The sequence below is a fragment of the Phenylobacterium sp. SCN 70-31 genome (assembly GCF_001724605.1).
Lineage (GTDB): Bacteria > Pseudomonadota > Alphaproteobacteria > Caulobacterales > Caulobacteraceae > Phenylobacterium.
Genome location: NZ_MEEX01000020.1, coordinates 1 through 18,405, shown reverse-complemented (window position 1 = coordinate 18,405; position 18,405 = coordinate 1). Strand labels below are relative to the sequence as shown.

Below are 18,405 nucleotides of genomic sequence, written 5' to 3'. Positions count from 1 at the left end.
TCCGCCTTTCAGGTCGAACTCCGGCCGATCGGCAGATGTCCGCGGCGCGAGGGGCGCCGCGGACATTCGACGTCAGAACCGCGTCTGGAAGCTCGCGCCGACGCGGCGGACCGAGTCAGGGCTGAAGTATTGGAGGTAGCCGCCGGGATTCAGCGCGGTCACCGGCGACGGGGTGATCTGCGCGGCCCAGCGCTTGTCGAACAGGTTGCTGGCGAAGATGGCGAACGTCCACCGGTCGTCCGGCCCGCTCACGCCCACGCGCCCGCCGACCAGGCCATAGGCCTTCTGAATCGTCCCGGGATCGCCGTTGGCGGAGTAGTTGGTGTCGCTCTGCCAGTTCCAGTTCACCTGGCCGAACGCGCGCACCTGGTCGGTCAGCTGGCGCTCGTAGGAGACGGTCGAGCCCAGCACCCAGGTCGGGACGGCGGCCAGCCTCAGGCCCTTGGCGTTGAAGAAGCCGTCGATGGACGTGGGGTTGGCCGGCGGCGCGGTGCAGGGCCCGCCCTGAGCCACCTTCGGCTGGCCGAAGTAGCACTGCACGCCGTTGAAATCGAGGTAGCGGGCGTGGGTGTAGGCGCCGCCGAACGTGACGCTGAGGTCCGCCACGGGCCGCGCGACGAGGTTGAACTCGACGCCCTTCGTCCGGATCGAACCGGCGTTGGTGATGCGGCTGGAATAGGTGGGGCTGGACAGGTCCGAGACCTGAGCCTGGAAGTCGCGGACCTTGGTGTTGTAGGCCGAGACGTTCACCAGCAGGCGACGGTCGAAGAACGTCGACTTCAGGCCCACCTCGTAGCTGGTCGGAATCTCGGGAAGCACGCGCTGGTTCGCGCCGAAGACGGTGGCGCCCAGGCCGCTGAAGCCCGGCCCCTTGTAGCCGCGCGACACCGTCGCATAGCCCATGATCTCCGAGGTGAAGTTGTAGCGCGGGCCGATCCGCCACGAGAGATTGTCGTTCTTGATGGACTGGTCGAAGCGCAGCGCCACCGAACCGGGAATGAACACCGTGCCGGGGACCGGGTCGCGGCGGTAGTCCAGGCGGACGTCGTCGTGGGTGCCCCGCAGACCGCCGATGATGTCCAGCTTGTCGGTCACATGCAGCGTGGCCTGGCCGAACGCCGCGTAGCTCTTCGAGCGGATGGTGTTGAACGTCGAGGTCTGGAAGACCGTGCCGGCCGGCTGGGTCGGGACGACCCGCACCACCTGTCCGTTCGACGCCGGCAAGATCCAGGTGAGCTGGCCACGCTGGGTGATCTCGGAGTCGGCCGTCGAGTCGAAGTAGTAGAGGCCCACGACGTAGTCGAACCGCTCGCCGACCGGCGAGGTGAGGCGCAGCTCCTGGGTGAACCACTCGGTCTCCCCCGCCCCGCCGTTGGTGTCGATGTAGCTCACGGTCGTCAGGTCGCCGTCGTAGAAGCCCACCCGGCGGGCCTTGCGATAGGCCGAGATCGAGCTGACCGTGAAGTCGCCCAGTTCGTAGTCGAGATGCAGCGCCAGGCCCTCGGTGCGGCTGCTGCCGTAGAAGTCGCCGTTGGCCGCCACGCTGAGGTTCTTCGGTCCGGCCACGATTCCGTACTGGGCGTTGACCAGAGCCGGCGCGTAGCCGGGCGTCACCTTCCGCCATGTGGACGAACAACAGAAGGTGTCGCTCTGGGAGACGTCGGCGCTGGCGAAGACGGTCAGCGACTCGGTCGGCCGCCAAAGGAATTTCAGCGCCGCGCCGGTCACCTCGCGCGGGTCGGTGTCGGCTCCGGACTTCGCCAGATTCTTGATGAGGCCGTCGCGTTCGTTGTGAACGACCACCAGACGCAGGGCGGCGGTCTCGCCCAACGCCACATTGCCGATGGCCTCGAAATTGCGCTCGCCGCGTTCCGCCAGCTCGACCCGGACCTGCCCGGCGTTGTCTCCCAGCACCGGCCGCTTCGTGATGAAATGCACCAGGCCCGCCGACGCGTTCTTGCCGAACAGCATCCCCTGCGGCCCGCGCAGGATCTCGACGCGCTCCACGTCGGCCAGGGTCGACAGGCTTCCCGGATCGGCCAGGACAACGCCGTCGACGACGGTGGAGATGCTCTGTTCGATGCCGGCCGAGAAGCTGCTGGTGCCGATGCCGCGGATGAGGAAACCGGACGTGCTGTTGCTGAGGCTCTGCTTGAAGCGGACGCTGGGGTCGATGAGGGTCAGTTGCTGGGGCTGGGTGACGCGCAACGCCTCCAGGGTCTCACCCGTCGCTGCGGTGATCGACAGCGGAACGTCCTGCACGTTCTCGGCGCGCTTCTGGGCGGTCACCACCAGTTCGTCGATGGTTGAAGCGGCCTCCTGGGCGCCGACGGGCCCGCCGATGGCGACGCCGAGCGCGCCGATAGCGACGCCCAGGCGCAGATGCAGGCGCTCGGCGCGGCGCGAGCCGATGAGTGTGGTCATCACAGTTCCTTCCCCTCGCCGCCATCGGCGGCTCTTGATTGGCGCCAGGGACCGGCGAGCGGAGCTCGCCGGAACCTGCGTCCGGTGCTCCGCGCCAGCTGGCGAACAAATTAAGTCTAAGTCACGTTACCGTCACTTATTGGGCGTGACAAGCGCGCCCACAATCGCCGCGTCAGGCCTGGGCGCTGGGCCGGGCCGACACCCGCTCGTGCCATTCGCGTACTGCGGCGGCGCCCGGCGGCATCTCCACGCCGATGAAAAGGCCGAAGTCCATCGTGGTCAGGGCGACGATGTCGGCCATCGAATAGCGGTCGCCGGCGATGAAGGGACGCTCGCGCAGTTCGTCGTCCAGCCAGGCATAGATCTGTGCGATCCGGGGCCGGTTCGATTCGCCGAAGTCCCGATACTGGGTCAGCAGCGCCGCGGTCAGGGGATGGGTGTGCCGCCAGATCTGGCCGATCGGCGCCATCAACTGAAACTCGATCCGCCGTATCCACATGTCGATCCGAGCCCGCTCCAACGCGGTCTCACCGAACAGCGACGGTCCGGGCGAGACGTCGTCCAGATATCGGCAGATACTGACGCTCTCGCTGAGATGGCCGCCGTCATCGAGTTCCAGCACGGGCAGTTGCCCCAGCGGGTTGCGCGCCAGGAACGCCGGCGACTTGTGAGCCCGCTCGCGCATCGGCACCCGCTCGAGCTCCACCTGCACCCCCTTCTCGGCCAGGAAGATACGGACGCGCCGGGGGTTGGGCGCGGGATTGTCTTCGCCGTACAGCTTCATCGTGTCCTCCGGGGCGGCGACTCCCCGCCCATAAGTAACGATAACGTTACTTATGGGCTGCCCGCAAGTCCCCTGCGGCGGTCAGGCCGCCGCGTGCCGCGCCTTCAACGCCTCCGCGCCGGCCACGACGGCGATCGTCACGGTGTCGATCAGCGCATCGTCGTCTCCGTCGCGGGCCGCGAGGAAACCGGTGACGCCGGTCACCATGAACCACGCATACTGGCGCGCCACCGCCGGCGGCAGGCCATAGGTGCGCACCAGCCCGGCCGCCCAGCCCCGGACGTTCTCCTCCTGGATGCCCCGGGCCCGCTCGCGAAGGCGCCCGTTGTCGGTGACCAGCTTGAAGTAGAGCTGCTGCGTGTCGTCGGCGCGGGCGCACCAATGGCGCAGCGCGGCCCTGACCGCCGCCTCGAAGGTGGGGTCGGCCGGAAGCGCCTCGGCCCACCACGCCGCGTACCGGGCGTGCTCGCGGTCGAACAGCGCCGCCAGCACGGCGTCACGGTCGGCGAAGTAGCGGTAGGGCAGAGACTTGTTCACGCCGCACCGCTGGGCCACGCCCTCCATGGTCACCGCCCCGACGCCCTGATCCAGGACGATGGACGCTGCGGCCTCCAGGAACAAGTCCCTCCGCTCGGCGCCCTTGACGCGCTTCTGCACGGCCTTCACCGACCGCTCCGATCTGTCAGACCTGTCCACGCGCCCCCGCCCGGCTCCGCCGACCGCCCTTGCGCCGGCGCCCTATCTTCCCCGAGGCCGCCTGCCCGCGTCCAGCGTCGAGGCAGGTGGCGCGCGCCCCGATGTCCCTCGTCTCCGGCGCGTGCGCCGTCCGACGGAGGACGTGGATCGGCCACCCGTCGGTCGGTCGGCCCGGGCCTCCGCCTGCGCGGGTCAGCGCGGCTGTGCAGGGCGCGGTCCCGAAGGCGCATGCTGCGGCAGCGGGGGCAGCGATCCGATCATCCCGTCGGGACGCGCCTTGGCCAGCATCCGCCGATAGGCGGGCCGCGCCTCCACCCGGGCCTTCCATTCCGCCACCTTGGGAAACTGCGCGCGGTCCACCAGGTTGAGATCGGTCGCCACCCGCAGCGGGAAGTGCATCATGATGTCGGCGGCCGAGAAGGCGGCCCCCCCAAACCACGGGTGCTCCCGCAGGAACGCTTCGGCGAACTCGACCACGGCCTCGGAGTCGACCATCCGCGAGCGTTCCTTCGGCGGCCTGGCCATCCAGGCGCGGTAGTCCGAGAACAGGCGCGAAGCCAGAGACCCCTCCGCGAAGTGCATCCACATCAGGTAGTGGGGATAGTCGCGACTGGAGAGGCCGGGTTGCAGCCGCCCCGGCGCATGGCGGTTGACGATGAGTTCGAGGATCGCGCCCGACTCGACCAGGATCTGGTCGCCGTACTTCACGGTCGGAGCCATCGGGACGATGGGGCTGAATTCGCGGATCAGGTCCATCGAGCCCTGCAGGTCGCCGCGCTTGAATTCCAGCCGATACGGAAACCCGAGTTCCTCCATCAGCCAGACCACGCGCTCCGAGCGCCGTCCCTCCAGGTGATAGATGACGATCGGGGGCAGCGACGCCCCGCCCTTGCCCGGCGCGGCCTGCGTTGCGGTCCCGCCGGCCAGACCGGCGAGAGCCGCAAGGCCGGCGCTACGGCGCGTGAGGTTGTTCATGAGATCCTCCCTGAGGCGAGGTCCATCCCGCCCCGCTCACAAGTAACGCTATCGTCACTTAATCCGCGAGACAAGGGATCGTTGGCGGGACGGCATGAATGGCGACGTCCGGCTCTGCGGCACGCAGGTCTGGCTCGAGGATGTCTGTTCCGGTCCCTGTGGCGCAGGGGCCGGTCTCGCTACCTCGCATACCGCGCGATAGCCAGATCGTCCGACCGTATGCCGGGCGCGTGGCCGCCGATCAGGTCGGCCACGATACGCCCCGAACCGCAGGCCATGGTCCAGCCCAACGTTCCATGTCCGGTGTTGAGATAGAGGTTGGGGACATGGGTGGCGCCGACCACCGGCGTGCCGTCCGGCGTCATCGGCCGCAAGCCGGCCCAGTATGTGGCTTGCGACAGGTCGGCCGCTCCCGGGAACAGACCTTCCAGGCAGTAGTCCAGTGTCCGTTGCCGGCGCGCGTCGAGCGTTCGTTCGAAGCCCGAGACCTCCGCCATTCCGCCCACACGGATGCGATCGCCCAGACGGGTGATGGCGATCTTGTACGTCTCGTCGAGCAAGGTGCTCTCCGGCGGCAGGCCTTCGGCTGCGATATCGGCCGTTAGGGAATAGCCCTTGACGGGGTACACGGGCAGCCGCAGTCCGAACGGACGTACGAGCGCCGGCGAGTAACTCCCCAGCGCCACGACGAAGGCGTCCCCGTGGATCTCGCCCTGGTCCGTCACGGCCGCCGCCACGCCGCGATCCCCCTCCCGAAGCCGAAGGACGCGGCGGCCGAACTCGAAGCGCACGCCACGCGCCTCGGCTAGCCGGGCGAGTGCGTTGGTGAATTTGAAACAGTCCCCCGTCTCGTCGCCCGGCAACCTGAGCCCGCCGGCGATATCCTCCCGGCTGCGAGCAAGGCCGGGCTCGACAGCCAAACAGCCCGCTCGGTCCAGAATCTCGAAGGGTATGCCGTCCGCGCGCAGGACCTCGATGTCCTTGGCGGCGGCATCCAACTGCGCGGGCTTTCGGAAGAGCTGGAGCGTTCCCTTCGTCCGCTCGTCGTACCCGATCCCCGTCTCCTGACGCAGCGCGATCAGTTGGTCGCGACTGTACTCGGCGAGCCGCACCATCCTGCGCTTGTTCAACTCATAGCGCGCGCCTGTACAGTTCCGCAGCGTCGCCATGAACCAACTCAGCATCGCCAGGTCGGCCTTGGGACGCAGGATGAGCGGCGCATGCGCCATCATCAGCCACCGGATCGCCTTCAGCGGAACCCCCGGCGCCGCCCACGGCGAAGCATAGCCCGGCGAGATCTCGCCGGCGTTCGCGAAGCTCGTCTCCAGACCGACGTCGGACTGGCGGTCCACGACAACGACCTCGTGGCCTGACGTGGCCAGGAACCACGCCGTCGAGACGCCGATCACGCCGGCGCCGAGAACGACAACCTTCATGCGTAAACACGCCCATCAAGAGGACCCGCGCCGTACCGCGCGTAGGTGCGATCGAGGCGAGGTCCGAGGTTTGTGAGAATCTCGTACGAGATCGTTCCAGCCTGGGCGGCGACGTCTTCCAGGGACTGGTTCTCCCCCAGCAGTTCGACAAAATCGCCGGCGTCCAGCGCCGAACGCGGGAGATCCGTGACGTCCAGCGTCATACTGTCCATCGAGATCCGGCCGACGACAGGCAACCGGCGTCCATCCAGAAAGGCCGCGCCACGACCGCCGAGCCTGCGCGGCCAGCCGTCCGCATAGCCCACTGCAATCGTCGCGATGCGCGCTGGCGCCCTCGTCACATGGGTCATGCCGTAGCCCACGCCCGTATTGGCCGGTACGTCGCGGACCTGTAGCACCCTCGCGCTCAGATCGACGACGCGCCGCATCGGGTTCGGGCCGCTGGCGATGGCCTGTCCCCCGTAGAGCCCGATGCCGGCCCGGACGAGATCTCCAGGACGTTGTGGGCGCGTGAGCGCCGCCGCCGAATTGGCGAAGCTGCGCGGAATGGCTGGCAGCAGATTCGACAGCTTTTCAAAGGTCGCGAGCTGGATGTCGTTCCAACAGGAGCCGGGGGTGTCGGCCAGGGCCAGGTGCGTCATCACGAACTGAACCTCGAACCCGGACAGCAGGTCGGGGTCGCCGGCGAGCACCCGCACGTCCTCCCTGGTCAGTCCGAGCCGGGACATGCCACTGTCGATCTGGAGGATCGCCGACAGGCGGCCGCCCCACGACGCCGCGACGCGGCGCCACCGTCGCACCTGGTCGAGCGAATTGAGCACAGGGACGATGCCGGCCTGGGCCGCTTCGATCTCGGTCCCCGGCCAGAGCCCATTGAGCACGTAGAACGTCGCGTCGTCCGGTAGCGCGTTTCGCAGGGCGAGCGCCTCGCCCAACTGAGCGGTGAAGAACCGTCGACATCCGGCGGCGTACAAGGCGCCGCTCACCGCAATGGCGCCAAGCCCGTAGGCGTTGGCCTTGACGACGGAAGCCACCGCGGCCGGCGCGGACGTCGACTCTATGCGCCTATAGTTTTCGACGACAGCATCCAGATCGACCGTAAGGCGTGCGCTGACGTCTTCGTCACCCCAACGACCCATGAATATTCCCCGACACCCATCGACGCGGTGAAAAATATCGGGACGATTGCAGAATATCCCACCAAACCGGTGGATTATCCCGCATATTTGACTTCATGTTGCAATATCTTGCAGGTAAATTCGCATAATATGATCGTCCTGGATCACATCGACCAAAAAATTCTACGAATCCTGCGCCTGGATGGTCGCCGGCCGAACTCCGCGCTGGCGGCCGAGGTGGGACTCTCCCCCTCGTCCTGTCTGCGACGCCTCAAATCCCTCGAGGATCGCGGGGTCATCCTGGGTTACACCGCCCTGATCGCGGATCAGCAGGCCGCACAGGTGGTGGCGTTCGTGCGGATCACGCTGGAGCGTCAGACCGAGGACGCCATGCGACAGTTCGAGGCGGCGATCCGCAAGCACCCGGAGATCGAGGAATGCTACCTCATGACGGGCGACGCCGACTACATCCTGCGCACCTCAGCCGAAGGCACGGCGGCCTACGAACAGATCCATCACCAGATCCTGTCCCGATTGCCAGGCGTGGCGCGCATCCACTCCAGCATCGCAATTCGCGACGTTCTGCGGCGCGTTGCTCCGCTTCCGCGAAAGGGCGCCTCGGGCGCGGGCGGCGAATAGCGCTCGCAGCGCGTTCCCGCCGGACAGGATAGCGGCGAGTTCGCCCCCGCTACATCGCTTCCTGTGCCGTCAGCCGATGTAGAACTCGCCGGTCGCCACCGACCGGGTCGGTTCGCCTTTGGAAGCAGGCCGAAACCACGACGTGCAAACCGGGTGGAAAGAGCGCTTGGAAGAAGGAAGCTGGAAGCCCGACGCCGGAGGTGTGCCGGGGCACGGGATCAGCGAGGAGACCTTCTACTGGCGGAAGGCGAAGCACAGCGGCATGAGGGTGTCACCCGACGGACTACGGGACCGCCTCGAACGCCAGCATGACGTTACCTGCGCCCATGCCGAACTGGCCGTAGCCGGAGTTTACGATCAGCAGGCCGTTCACGGCGACGATCGAGGCGTTGTCGATTGCCGCGCCGTTGCCGTCGACGCCGTTGAGCGTGTCGAACTTGCGGGCCGTGTCGTAGTGCCAGAGCAGGCGCCCGCTCGCCTTCTCCACGACGTAGAGCCGGCCGTCGATGCCGCCCGTGATCACCGCGTCCCCGACGATGGTGGGCGCGCCGGACATCCCGAAGTAGAGCTGGCAGTACGGTGTGAACGCCTTCTGCTCGGGCGGGCAGGTCGGACCGACATGGAAGGCCCAGTCGATCGCGCCGCTGTCCAGGTTCAGCGCGTAGAGGCCGTGCTTGATGTGGGCGGGCACGTCCTGGCCGGGGATCGGGTCGCCGGGCAGGGTGATCGGGGCATAGACGCGGCGATCGTCCGCCGCCATGCCCCAATGGACGCCGCCGCCCGGCCCGCCGGCGCCCAGGTCGGTGCGCCAGACCACCGTCCCGCGGTCCGGATCCATCGCCCAGACGGCGCCGGACTTCTGGCCGCCCAGCAGCAGGTCGCCGCCGGCAGGTCGCTTGGCGAGGACGGCCGAGGCGCCGAAGTCGACATCGCGATAGACGGTCTCGGTCGCCGGCACGCAGTTGCGGCCGACCGGGGCGCGGTTGCAGCCGCTCAGATAGATGTCGTCGGCCGTCGCCTGGAACGACCAGGCTTCCTTGCCGGTCGCCAGGTCGATCGCGATCAGGGCGTTGGTGTTGCGATGCGCCGGCGGCGACGTCGCCTCGCCGGTGCCGACATAGACCAGGCCGCGGCCGACATCGATGGCCGGCGAGGTCCAGACGGGCGCGCCGGACGGTCCCCACAGCATCTGGCCGTCGCCACGATCACGAACCGGCCTGGCGGCCTCCATGGTGCGATAGGTCCAGAGGCGCCGGCCGGTCATGGCGTCGAGCGCCACGACGCCGCCGTGGACCTTGCAGCACTCGTAGGCGTCCGAGGCGCCGACCATGATCTCGTACTGCGATGACGGCGCGATCACGCGGTCGCCGACCAGAACCGGCGTGCCCGTGGAGATCGAGGTAGGGAAGAGCCCGCTCTGCGTCTCCCACAGGCGCTTGCCCGTGCGGGCGTCGACCATGTGCAGGTGGCCTGCCGCGTCGCCGACCATGACCACGGCGCGGCCGTCCGAGCGCACGCCGAAGGCTGCGCTGCTGCGCAGCGTCCGCCCGGCCTCATAAACCCACTGCACGCAGGGCCTGGCGCGGTCGGAGACATCGAAAGCGAACAGCCGTCCGCCGCTCTCGCCCACCGGCACGAACAGCGTCGTGCCCACCACCGCCGCCTGCGAGCGCATCGACACGGTGTCGGGGAAGGCGATGGCCCAGGCCAGCCGCAGCCGCGACAGATCGCCCGGCTTGAAGCCGCTCTGGGCGAACGACAGGTTGCGCCGGTTCTTCGGGTCGAAGCCGAAGTTTCCGACCGGGCTCGCAGCGGCCAGGTTCGGCGTGCGGCGCTGCGCCGGACACGACATCGTCTTGACCCAGTCGTGGGCGGCCTGGCGCGGCGGCGACAGGTAGGCGGCGACCGCCTCCATCTCCTTCGAGCTCAGCGCCGCGGCCTGGGCGGTCATCTTGCCCGTCATCATGGCGTTGAGGATCTGACCCCCGGACATCCGCGCCATCGTCGCGCGGCTGGGCGCGCGGGTGACGTCCGGCATGTCATGGCAGGCGGCGCAGTAGGTCTTGTAAGACGCCTCGCCCGGATCCGTCGTCGCAGCCGCCAGGGCCGGCGCCGCAACGCCCGCCGTGCCGACCGTCAGCGTCGCGAGGGCGACAAGACGTCCGAGCGCTGACCACATGGCTCTCACCTCACCCATCTCCGTTCAGGCCGCCGTGCGCGCGCGGGCGGCCACCGCGGCGATAGCGGCCACCACCCGATCCTGCACCGCGGCGTGGATCTCATGTCCCATGCCATCGATGAGCGTGAGGTCGGAGCCCGCGATGTTGGCGTGCGTATCCTCACCGCAGGCGACGGGCACCAGCGGATCGTCCACGCCATGCACCACGGCCGTCGGCGCCGTGATTGTGCGCAGCGCCGCGCGGCGATCACCGGCCGTCATCACCGCCGCGGACTGGCGCTGCAGCCCCGGCGGATGGAAGCCGCGGAGCATGTCGCGCTTCAGGTTCTCGCGCTGAAGGGCCTCGTCGAACGGGAAGCCCGGACTGGAGAAGGCCCGAAGGCTGGCCATGCCACGCTCCACCATCGCCTCGAAGTCGGGGTTCACGGGCGGCGGAGCCGCAAGGACGGCGGCCGCAGCCGGCAGGGGCTTCGGGAGCTCCGGGTTGCCCGTCGTCGACATGATCGAGGTGAGCGACAGCACCCGCTCCGGACTCTCCGCCGCGACAGTCTGGGCGATCATGCCCCCCATCGACGTGCCGGCCAGGTGCGCCCGTTCGATCTTCAGAGCGTCCATCAGTCCGACGACGTCGGCGGCCATGTCACCCAGCGTGTAGGGCGTGGCCGGCCGCTGTCCGGCCGCGAGCGCGCCGAAGATCGCCGCCATGTCGGGCAGGCCCAGGTCGTCGACCTTCTGCGACAGGCCGATGTCGCGGTTGTCGAAGCGGATGACGCGGAAGCCCTCGGCCGCCAGCGCCGCGACGAACCCCGGCGACCAGCGCGTGAGCTGGGTGCCCAGGCCGGCGATGAGCAGCAGCGGCTCACCGTCGCGGGAGCCAGCCTCCTCGTACTCGAGCGCGAGGCCATTCGCGATGATCTGCGGCATTCGAAGTCTCCGAGCATAGGGGGAGCCGCGGCCCTGCCGGCCGCGGCCGGCAGATCAGAAGTTGCGACGAAGCTCGACGCCCACCTGACGCGGGGCGCCGAAGGCGACATAGCGCGCGCCCAGCGTGTCGGCCGACCCCATGCGGTTCACATAGGCCTTGTCGAAGAGGTTCGTGCCGAAGAGACGCACCCGGTAGTCGCCGTCGGCGCTGTCCCAGACCAGGTTCGCATTCACCAGCGTATAGGACCCCTGCGAGTCCAGGCGCGTATTGAACTCGCGGAAGTAGATGCGCGAGCGGTAGCTGGCGTCGACGCGGGCGGTCAGCGTGCCGCCGGCGATCGCTTCGATGCGATAGGCCGCGCCGACGTTCAGCGAGCGCTTCGGCGCGTTGTTGAGATAGTTGCCCGCTACGTCCTGGACGCCCAGGGTCGGCGCCAGACCGTCGACGTTGACGAAGTCGCTATACGTGGCCTTCAGCAGCGCGCCGCTGGCGTTGAGGGTCCAGTGGTCGTCGGGCGTCCAGACGGCGTCGAACTCCACACCGCGCACCTTGGCCTTGCCCGCGTTGGTGACGGCGGCGGTGAGCCCCACGATCTGCTGCAACTGCAGGTCCGTGTAGTCGTAGTAGAACGCCGCCGAGCCCAGCGTCAGCGCGCCGTCCAGAAGCCGGCCCTTGAAGCCGGTTTCATAGGCCGTGACTTTCTCCGGCCTATACGACTGGCCGCAGGACGCGAGGTTGAACCCGCCCGCCTTGAAGCCGCGCGAGACGGTCGCGTAGACGTTGCGTTGACCGTCGAGGTCGTACTGCACGCCGGCTCGCGGCGTGAAGGATTCGAACTGCTTGTCGAAGTCCTGCAAGGGGCAGGTCACGCTGACGATACGCGTCGGGCCGGCCGCGATGGTGAGCGTGTGGCGCAGCGCCACCTCCTGTTCATCCACCGAATATCGGACGCCGCCCAGCAGGCGCAGCCGCTCGCTGGCGCGAACGCTGCCGTCGGCAAAGATCGCGTACGCCTTGGTCTGCGCGCGGTGCGCACCGAAGGTCAGCGCGGAACCGGGGGTCAGCGGGGTCAGCCCAAGCGGGAAGTCGATGTTGAGGTAGGCCGGCGCGCGGTCGTTCATGAAGTAGGCACCGACCACCATGTCCAGCGGCCCCCAGGTCCCGGAGACGTTCAGCTCCTGGGTGAAGACCCGCGACATGTTCACGTTGTGCTGGGCGAAGGCGTCGACGTTCGAGGCGTCGGAGTCGGTGCGGAAGTCGTCGGACAGCCGCGCGTAGGACGAGATCGAGCGCACCTCGACATCGTCCAGATTCCAGCTGAGCGTCGCAGCGGCCGAGCTGTAGCTGCGCTTGAATTCGCTGCGCCCGTTGGCGGTGGTCTGGCGCTTGCCGGCGGGCAGGACGATGCCGCCCAGGAACGGATAGCGGGCGACCGAGGCCGCGGTCGGCGGCGCGTTCAGCACGAAGTAGCTGGTCGGCCCGTCGTCGTGGAGCGCCGCCAGCGAGATGTCGGCGGTCAGCCGTTCGGTGATGTCGATCGCGGTGCGGATACGGGCCGAAAGGCTCTTGCCTTCATCCATGTCCGGGCCGCTGGCGACGTTTTCGACGAAGCCCTTGTTGCGGTCCTGCAGGTTGACGACCGTCCGCGTCCGGACGCGGTCGCCCAGCGGCACGTTGACCACCGACTGCAGCCGGTATTCGGCATAGCTCGCGACCGAGCCCTGGACGTAGCCCTCGACCTGGTCGCTCGGCGCCCGAGTGATGAAGTTGATCGCGCCACCGTTGGCGTTGCGGCCGTAGAGTGTGCCCTGCGGACCGCGCAGCACCTCCACGCGCTCCAGGTCGGCCTGGACGAGGTCGCCCATGGTCGGACGCGGCTGGTAGACGCCGTCGGTGTGGATCGCCACGCCCGGCGAGCCCTGGTTCAGCAGGCCGACGCCGCGGATGACCACGGCCGTCGTGCCCAGCATCTTGCCGCTCTGGAGGCTGGGCACCGCGAACTGGATATCGTCCAGCCCGTCGAGGCCGCGAGCCTGCAGCGCCGCGCCGGACAGGGCGCTGATCGCGGCGGGCGCCTTCAGGACGGTTTCCTCGCGCTTGAACGCAGTGACCACGAGCTCCTCGACTTGGCCAGCCTCGGCCGCCAGCACCGGGCCGGAAACCATCGCGATGACCAGCGCCGCGCCGAACGCCCCTTCAGCCGTGAACCGACCCATCCCCAATCCCCCAAATCGCGTCGCTGGACGCTCTTTAATTTACGTTCACGTATCAAAAGACGATTATGCGTAAATCATGTCAACCGGAATGTGGGGTCAACTCGATAAGCATCGACGTCGCTGGGCCCACAAGGCGATGCGTTTCGCTTTGCGCGGGCATCCCGGATCGCCTACATCAGGAGACTGGAACGTCGATTGGAGAGCGGATGGCAGGGTCGGGCGATCGCGACGGCGGACGCGCCAAGGCGGACCGCCCGGGCGGCAAGACCTCACGTCCCCGGCCGCCGCGCCGGCTCCCCGCCAAGCTGCGTCGCGACCAGCTCCTCGACGAGGCCGCCAAGCAACTCAACGCTCGCGGCGTGCTAATGACCTCGTTGACCGACATCGCCGACACGCTGGGGGTGTCGCGCAATGCCCTCTACCACTACGTCGAGGATCGCGAGGACCTGGTCTTCCAAGTCTATCGCCGCTCGTGCGAGATCCTGGCGCGGGCGCTCGGCGAGGCCGCCCGGTCGGGCCGCCCCGCCCTCCAGGTCGTTTCTGGCTTCATCGCCGCGGCGCTCGATCCTCGCGAGCCTGAAATCGCCGCGCTGGGAGAGATCGGCCTGTTGCGCCCCGCCGAGCGCGAAACCGTCGTCAGCCTGCATGAGGGCGTCATCGCGCGCCTCGCCAGCCTACTGAAAGCCGGCGTCGCGGCCGGCGAAGTGCGCCCTTGCGACGCCGTGGTCGCGGCCCGCTGCATCCTCGGCGCGATCAGTTGGGCGCCGCTCGCCGCCCACTGGACCCGCGACGTCAGCGCCGACCGCCCGGCGCTGATCGACGCGATCGTCGGCCTGCTTGAGAACGGTGTCGCGACCGATCGCGCGGCCCGGGTCGATCCACCCTGGATCGACTTGTCGCCGCTGCGCCCCGCGCGGATCGCCGCCTTCGACCGTGCCGGACTGGCCGCCGCCAAGCGCGAGGCGATTCTGCTGGCGGCGTCGCGACTGTTCAACGCCAAGGGGGTGGATCCCACCTCGCTGGACGAGATCGCCGAGGCCGCCAACGCCACCAAGCGCGCGCTCTACCAGCACGTCGGCGACAAGCAGGCGCTGGTCTCGGCCTGTTACGAGCGCGCCTATCGCATTTTCTTCTTCAGCGAGGACGAGGCCGCCGCGCTGGGCCTTTCGGCCGAGGACGCCTCGTTCGCCATCTCACGCGCCGGCGCGCTGGCCCGCCTGGATCCCGAGATCAGCCCGCTGCGGCCGCTGATCGGTTCCGAGGCCCTGAACGCCGAGCAGAAGACGCAGATGGACGCCCACAGCCACACGCTGTTCCGCCGCACCCGAGATCGCCTGGCGCGCATGCAGTCGGACGGGGCCATGCGCGAGGACGTCGACCTCGACATGCTGATGCTCGTCCTGCCGGGTATCGGCACCTGGCTCGCGGGGGGGGCTGTGGCCTATGACGAGCCCGAGCGCCGCGCGGTGGCCGACGAAGTGGCCGCGCTGATGCGGATCGGTCTCGCGCCGGTCGCCTCGCCTCACGTAGCCGAGGCCTGACGCCGGCCGGCCAGTCCGGACAGCAGCAGCGCAGCCGCGCTCACCACGCCCAGGCCCACCGCCAGTCGGATCATCGTATCGTAAGAGCCTTCCAGGTCGAACAGCACACCAGCGCCGATCCCACCGAAGGCGATGCCCAGGCCGAACGACATGCCGAGCAGGCCCAGGATCGCGTTGAACGCACGCAGGCCGAAGTAGCGGGCCGCGAAGAACGCCATCATGTCGGCCTCCGCCCCCGCCGCCGCACCGACCAGGGCGACGCCTACCGCCAGCAAGGTCTGGTCGGGCCCCGCCAACAGGAAGAAGACAGCGCCCACGGATGCGGTGGCGAGGCAGATGGCCCCGGCCGCTGGCGACCAGAGGCGGTCCAGCATCAGGCCGGCGATCACGCGTCCCGCCACCACCGAGCCCGCGTAGAGAGAGCCGAACAGCGCCGCGGTGACGCCGGGCACGCCGCGATCGGACAGCAGAGGCTGGAGCTGGGTGCTGAACGCCCCGCCCACGAGACTGACGGCCACGGTCGAGAGCAGCAGCAGCCAGAAGCGCGACTGGCGGATCGCCTCGCGGAGCGAGAGGCCTTCGCCGCCCTCGATCACGTCGGCGCCGGCGACAGCGACGCGACCCGGCAACAGCAGGAACGCAGCCACGCCCATGACCAGGGACAGCGGCGCCATGAAGAGGTAGCCCGCCCGCCAGCCGTAGGTGGCGATCAGATGCTGCAGCCACGGCAGCAGCGGCAGGCAGACGAAGACCGCGCCGCTCATGCCCGCCGAGATGGCGAGGCCTCTGGAGTGGGTGAACGCCGCGACGAGCGGACGGGTCACCACCAAGAGCGCGGTCGCCGGGCCGGCCGTCAGCCCGATCAGCAGCATGATCGCCGCATACATCCAGATCTCGCCCTGCATCGAGGCGAGCGCCACATAGGCCGCGGCGAACAGCACGCCGCCCGCCAGCATCACGCGGCGTGGTCCCGCCCGGTCGACCACCGCCGCCAGCGCCGGCATGAGCAGGGCCGTGAGCAGGATCGCGCCGGACGACAGCGTCGCCTGGCCGCGGGTCCAGCCGAACTCGGCCGTCAGCGGCTTCACGAAGAAGCCGTTCACCGCCCCAAAGATCGAGATCCCCGCGCCGGCGCTGAGCAGAGCGCCCCCCATCGTGCGCCAGCCGCGCCGCCACTCCCTCAGCCGCTCGCCCATCGCCCCCTCCTATCGACAGACCCGCGGCGGGCCGTCCCAGTTCGTAAAATGTCGCAAGACCGCGATCAGAGCTAGCGCATTTGCCATCAATCTCGTAACAATTGATACTCATACGTAAATAAAATGCACGTTTCGAGTGGGGCTGGCGGATGGATGAAGTGGTCAATGGCGCACCCGACAGCGTCGCCGACGCCGTGGCGAAGGCGCACGCGCGCTACAGGCAGGAACGCGACCGCCGGCTGCGGTCCGACGGCGTCGGCCAGTACGCGGCGGCGAGCGGCGTGCTTCAGCACTATCTGGACGACCCCTACATCGACGCCCCCATCGACCGCGCGCCGGTCAAGGCCGAGATGGACGTGCTCATCATCGGCGCCGGCTTCGGGGGACTGATGCTGGCCGCGCGGCTGCTGGAAGCCGGCGTCGGCGACGTGCGCCTCGTCGAGAAGGGCGGCGACGTCGGCGGCACATGGTACTGGAACCGCTATCCCGGCATCTCCTGCGACGTGGAGAGTTACAGCTACCTGCCGCTGCTGGAAGAGACCGGCTATGTGCCGCCCAGAAAGTACGCCCCGGGCTCCGAGATCCTCGACCACTGCCGCCGCATCGCCACACAGTTCGGCCTGCCGGAGCGCACGTGGTTCCAGACCGAGGTCACGGAATTGCGCTGGCAGGAGCCCCTGGCCCGATGGCAGGTCTCAACCCGGCGCGGCGACACCTTCCTGGCGCGCTTCGTGTGCATGTCGACCGGTCCCTTGCACCGCCCGAAATTGCCGGGCGTACCGGGCCTCGAGACGTTCCGCGGGCGCAGCTTCCACACAAGCCGCTGGGACTACGCCTACACAGGCGGCGACGAGCGCGGCGGGCTCCATCGGCTGGCGGACAAGCGCGTCGGCGTGGTCGGCACCGGCGCCACGGGGGTGCAATGCATCCCGCACCTGGGCGAGTGGGCGAAGGACCTCTACGTCTTTCAGCGCACGCCCTCCTCGATCGACGAGCGGATCGACACGCCGACCGACGCGGCCTGGGCCGCCGCGCTCATGCCCGGCTGGCACCGTGCGCGTGTGCATGACTTCACGTTGATGACCTCGCCCGAGCCGCCGGTCGGCCCGGACGGCCAGCCCCTGAGCGGCGAGACGCTCACGCGCCTGCGCGACACGCTGGACCTGCAGAAGATGGACAGCCTGCGCGCGCGGATCGACGGGATCGTCACCGATCCCAAGACGGCCGAGCGGCTGAAGCCCTACTACAAGTACCTCTGCAAGCGACCCTGCTTCTCGGAGGACTACCTGCCGACCTTCAACCGGCCGAACGTCACTCTGGTCGACACCGAGGGGCGCGGGATCGAGCGGATCGCCGAGGACGCGGTAATCGTCGGCGGCGTCGCCTACCCCGTCGACTGCCTGATCTTCGCGACCGGCTTCGAGTTCGGCACCGACTACGCCGCCCGCTGCGGGTTCGAGACCTACGGCCGCGGCGGCGTCAGCCAGACCTACGCCTGGCGCGATGGTGTCTCCAGCCTGTTCGGCCTGCACAGCCGCGGCTTCCCCAACCGCTTCATCATCGGCAACGCCCAGCAGGCCAGCACGACCAACTTCACCCACATGCTTGACGAGATGAGTCGCCATCTCGCCGGGGTCCTGAAGACCTGCATCGAGCGCGGCGTTCGCACGATCGAGCCGTCGGAAGGCGCGGAGCGTGACTGGGTCGGCGCTATCCTGAATGTGACGCGAAACCGGGCCGCCCTCGATCCCGAGTGCACACCGAACTACTTCAACCACGAGGGCGACGCTTCGGGCCGGGCCATCCGTAACGGCTTCTACGGCGGCAGCCCCTTCGAGTTCATCCGCATCCTCGAAACCTGGCGCGCCGACGGACGGATGGCCGGGCTGGAGCTGACTTGAGGCGAATGGCGGTCGACCTAGCGGCGTCCTTGCGCCAGGAGGACTAACCCGCTCGCGCGGCATGGGTGGGTGGCGTACGCGGTGTTGATGATGAGGCGCGACGCGGCCGGCCCACTCTTGTCTGAGATCAGAGGTCCATCCCTCTCAGACGGGAGTGTTCCCATGTCTCCAGCACGCTTGAGCCCGCTGCGCCAGCGGATGCGGGAAACGGCGAGGCTAGCTATTGGCACTCTCTGGTGTTCGAGCTTTGGAGGAGGAAAGTCTCGGGCGCGCCAGGGGACTAAGCCGCTCGCGCGGCAGGGGTGGGTTCCGCACGCGGTGGTGATGATGGGGCGAGGGACGAAGCCAGCCCATCCTGTTTGAGATGCAGGGATC

The 18,405-nt window shown here is 68.6% G+C and carries 13 protein-coding genes; 3 read left to right on the top strand and 10 right to left on the bottom strand.

Going from position 1 to position 18,405, the window contains the following annotated elements; translation table 11 throughout:
* Positions 1–72: 72 nt before the first annotated feature.
* The 6 genes from ABS78_RS15115 to alr form a co-directional block, all read right to left on the bottom strand.
* Positions 73–2,424 (bottom strand): TonB-dependent receptor, encoded by a 2,352-nt coding sequence (locus tag ABS78_RS15115; protein WP_293380916.1) that lies wholly within the window; start codon positions 2,422–2,424, stop codon positions 73–75.
* A gap of 172 nt (positions 2,425–2,596) precedes the next feature.
* Positions 2,597–3,208, bottom strand: coding sequence for a glutathione S-transferase family protein (locus ABS78_RS15110; protein WP_293380913.1), 612 nt, complete (start codon positions 3,206–3,208; stop codon positions 2,597–2,599).
* 81 nt (positions 3,209–3,289) lie between these two features.
* A complete protein-coding gene (locus ABS78_RS15105) occupies positions 3,290–3,874 on the bottom strand; it encodes a TetR/AcrR family transcriptional regulator (protein ID WP_293380910.1) in 585 nt (194 codons plus the stop codon).
* Between the two features lie 222 nt (positions 3,875–4,096).
* A complete protein-coding gene (locus tag ABS78_RS15100) occupies positions 4,097–4,879 on the bottom strand; it encodes a glutathione binding-like protein (RefSeq protein ID WP_293380907.1) in 783 nt (260 codons plus the stop codon).
* 179 nt (positions 4,880–5,058) lie between these two features.
* Complete coding sequence (locus ABS78_RS15095) at positions 5,059–6,315, bottom strand: D-amino acid dehydrogenase (protein WP_293380904.1); 1,257 nt, start codon at positions 6,313–6,315, stop codon at positions 5,059–5,061.
* On the bottom strand, positions 6,312–7,454 hold the full coding sequence (gene alr, locus ABS78_RS15090; protein ID WP_293380901.1) for an alanine racemase: 1,143 nt from the start codon (positions 7,452–7,454) through the stop codon (positions 6,312–6,314). The genes ABS78_RS15095 and alr overlap by 4 nt, the downstream gene beginning before the upstream one ends.
* Positions 7,455–7,583: 129 nt before the next feature.
* Between alr and ABS78_RS15085 the strand changes: the two genes are divergently transcribed.
* Entirely contained in the window at positions 7,584–8,072 is a 489-nt protein-coding gene (locus ABS78_RS15085) for an Lrp/AsnC family transcriptional regulator (protein ID WP_293380898.1), read from the top strand.
* 283 nt (positions 8,073–8,355) lie between these two features.
* Here the strand turns inward: ABS78_RS15085 and ABS78_RS15080 are convergent, their stop codons facing one another.
* From ABS78_RS15080 to ABS78_RS15070, 3 genes are read right to left on the bottom strand one after another with little or no spacing between them, the layout of a single operon-like run.
* Complete coding sequence (locus ABS78_RS15080; protein WP_293380895.1) at positions 8,356–10,251, bottom strand: PQQ-binding-like beta-propeller repeat protein; 1,896 nt, start codon at positions 10,249–10,251, stop codon at positions 8,356–8,358.
* 24 nt (positions 10,252–10,275) lie between these two features.
* Positions 10,276–11,175 (bottom strand): alpha/beta hydrolase, encoded by a 900-nt coding sequence (locus ABS78_RS15075; RefSeq protein ID WP_293380892.1) that lies wholly within the window; start codon positions 11,173–11,175, stop codon positions 10,276–10,278.
* Positions 11,176–11,229: 54 nt separating this feature from the next.
* Positions 11,230–13,392, bottom strand: coding sequence for a TonB-dependent receptor (locus ABS78_RS15070; RefSeq protein WP_293380889.1), 2,163 nt, complete (start codon positions 13,390–13,392; stop codon positions 11,230–11,232).
* 206 nt (positions 13,393–13,598) lie between these two features.
* On the opposite strand from ABS78_RS15070, the gene ABS78_RS15065 reads away from it, so the two are divergent.
* Positions 13,599–14,933: a TetR/AcrR family transcriptional regulator gene (locus ABS78_RS15065; protein ID WP_293380885.1), complete on the top strand. Its 1,335-nt coding sequence runs from the start codon at positions 13,599–13,601 to the stop codon at positions 14,931–14,933.
* On the opposite strand, the gene ABS78_RS15060 is transcribed toward ABS78_RS15065, so the two are convergent.
* Complete coding sequence (locus ABS78_RS15060) at positions 14,915–16,129, bottom strand: MFS transporter (RefSeq protein WP_293380882.1); 1,215 nt, start codon at positions 16,127–16,129, stop codon at positions 14,915–14,917. The genes ABS78_RS15065 and ABS78_RS15060 overlap by 19 nt on opposite strands.
* Before the next feature lie 149 nt (positions 16,130–16,278).
* On the opposite strand from ABS78_RS15060, the gene ABS78_RS15055 reads away from it, so the two are divergent.
* Positions 16,279–18,030 carry an NAD(P)/FAD-dependent oxidoreductase gene (locus ABS78_RS15055; protein WP_293380879.1) on the top strand — a complete coding sequence of 584 codons (1,752 nt, stop codon included), beginning with the start codon at positions 16,279–16,281 and terminating at the stop codon, positions 18,028–18,030.
* The last annotated feature ends 375 nt before the right edge of the window (positions 18,031–18,405 follow it).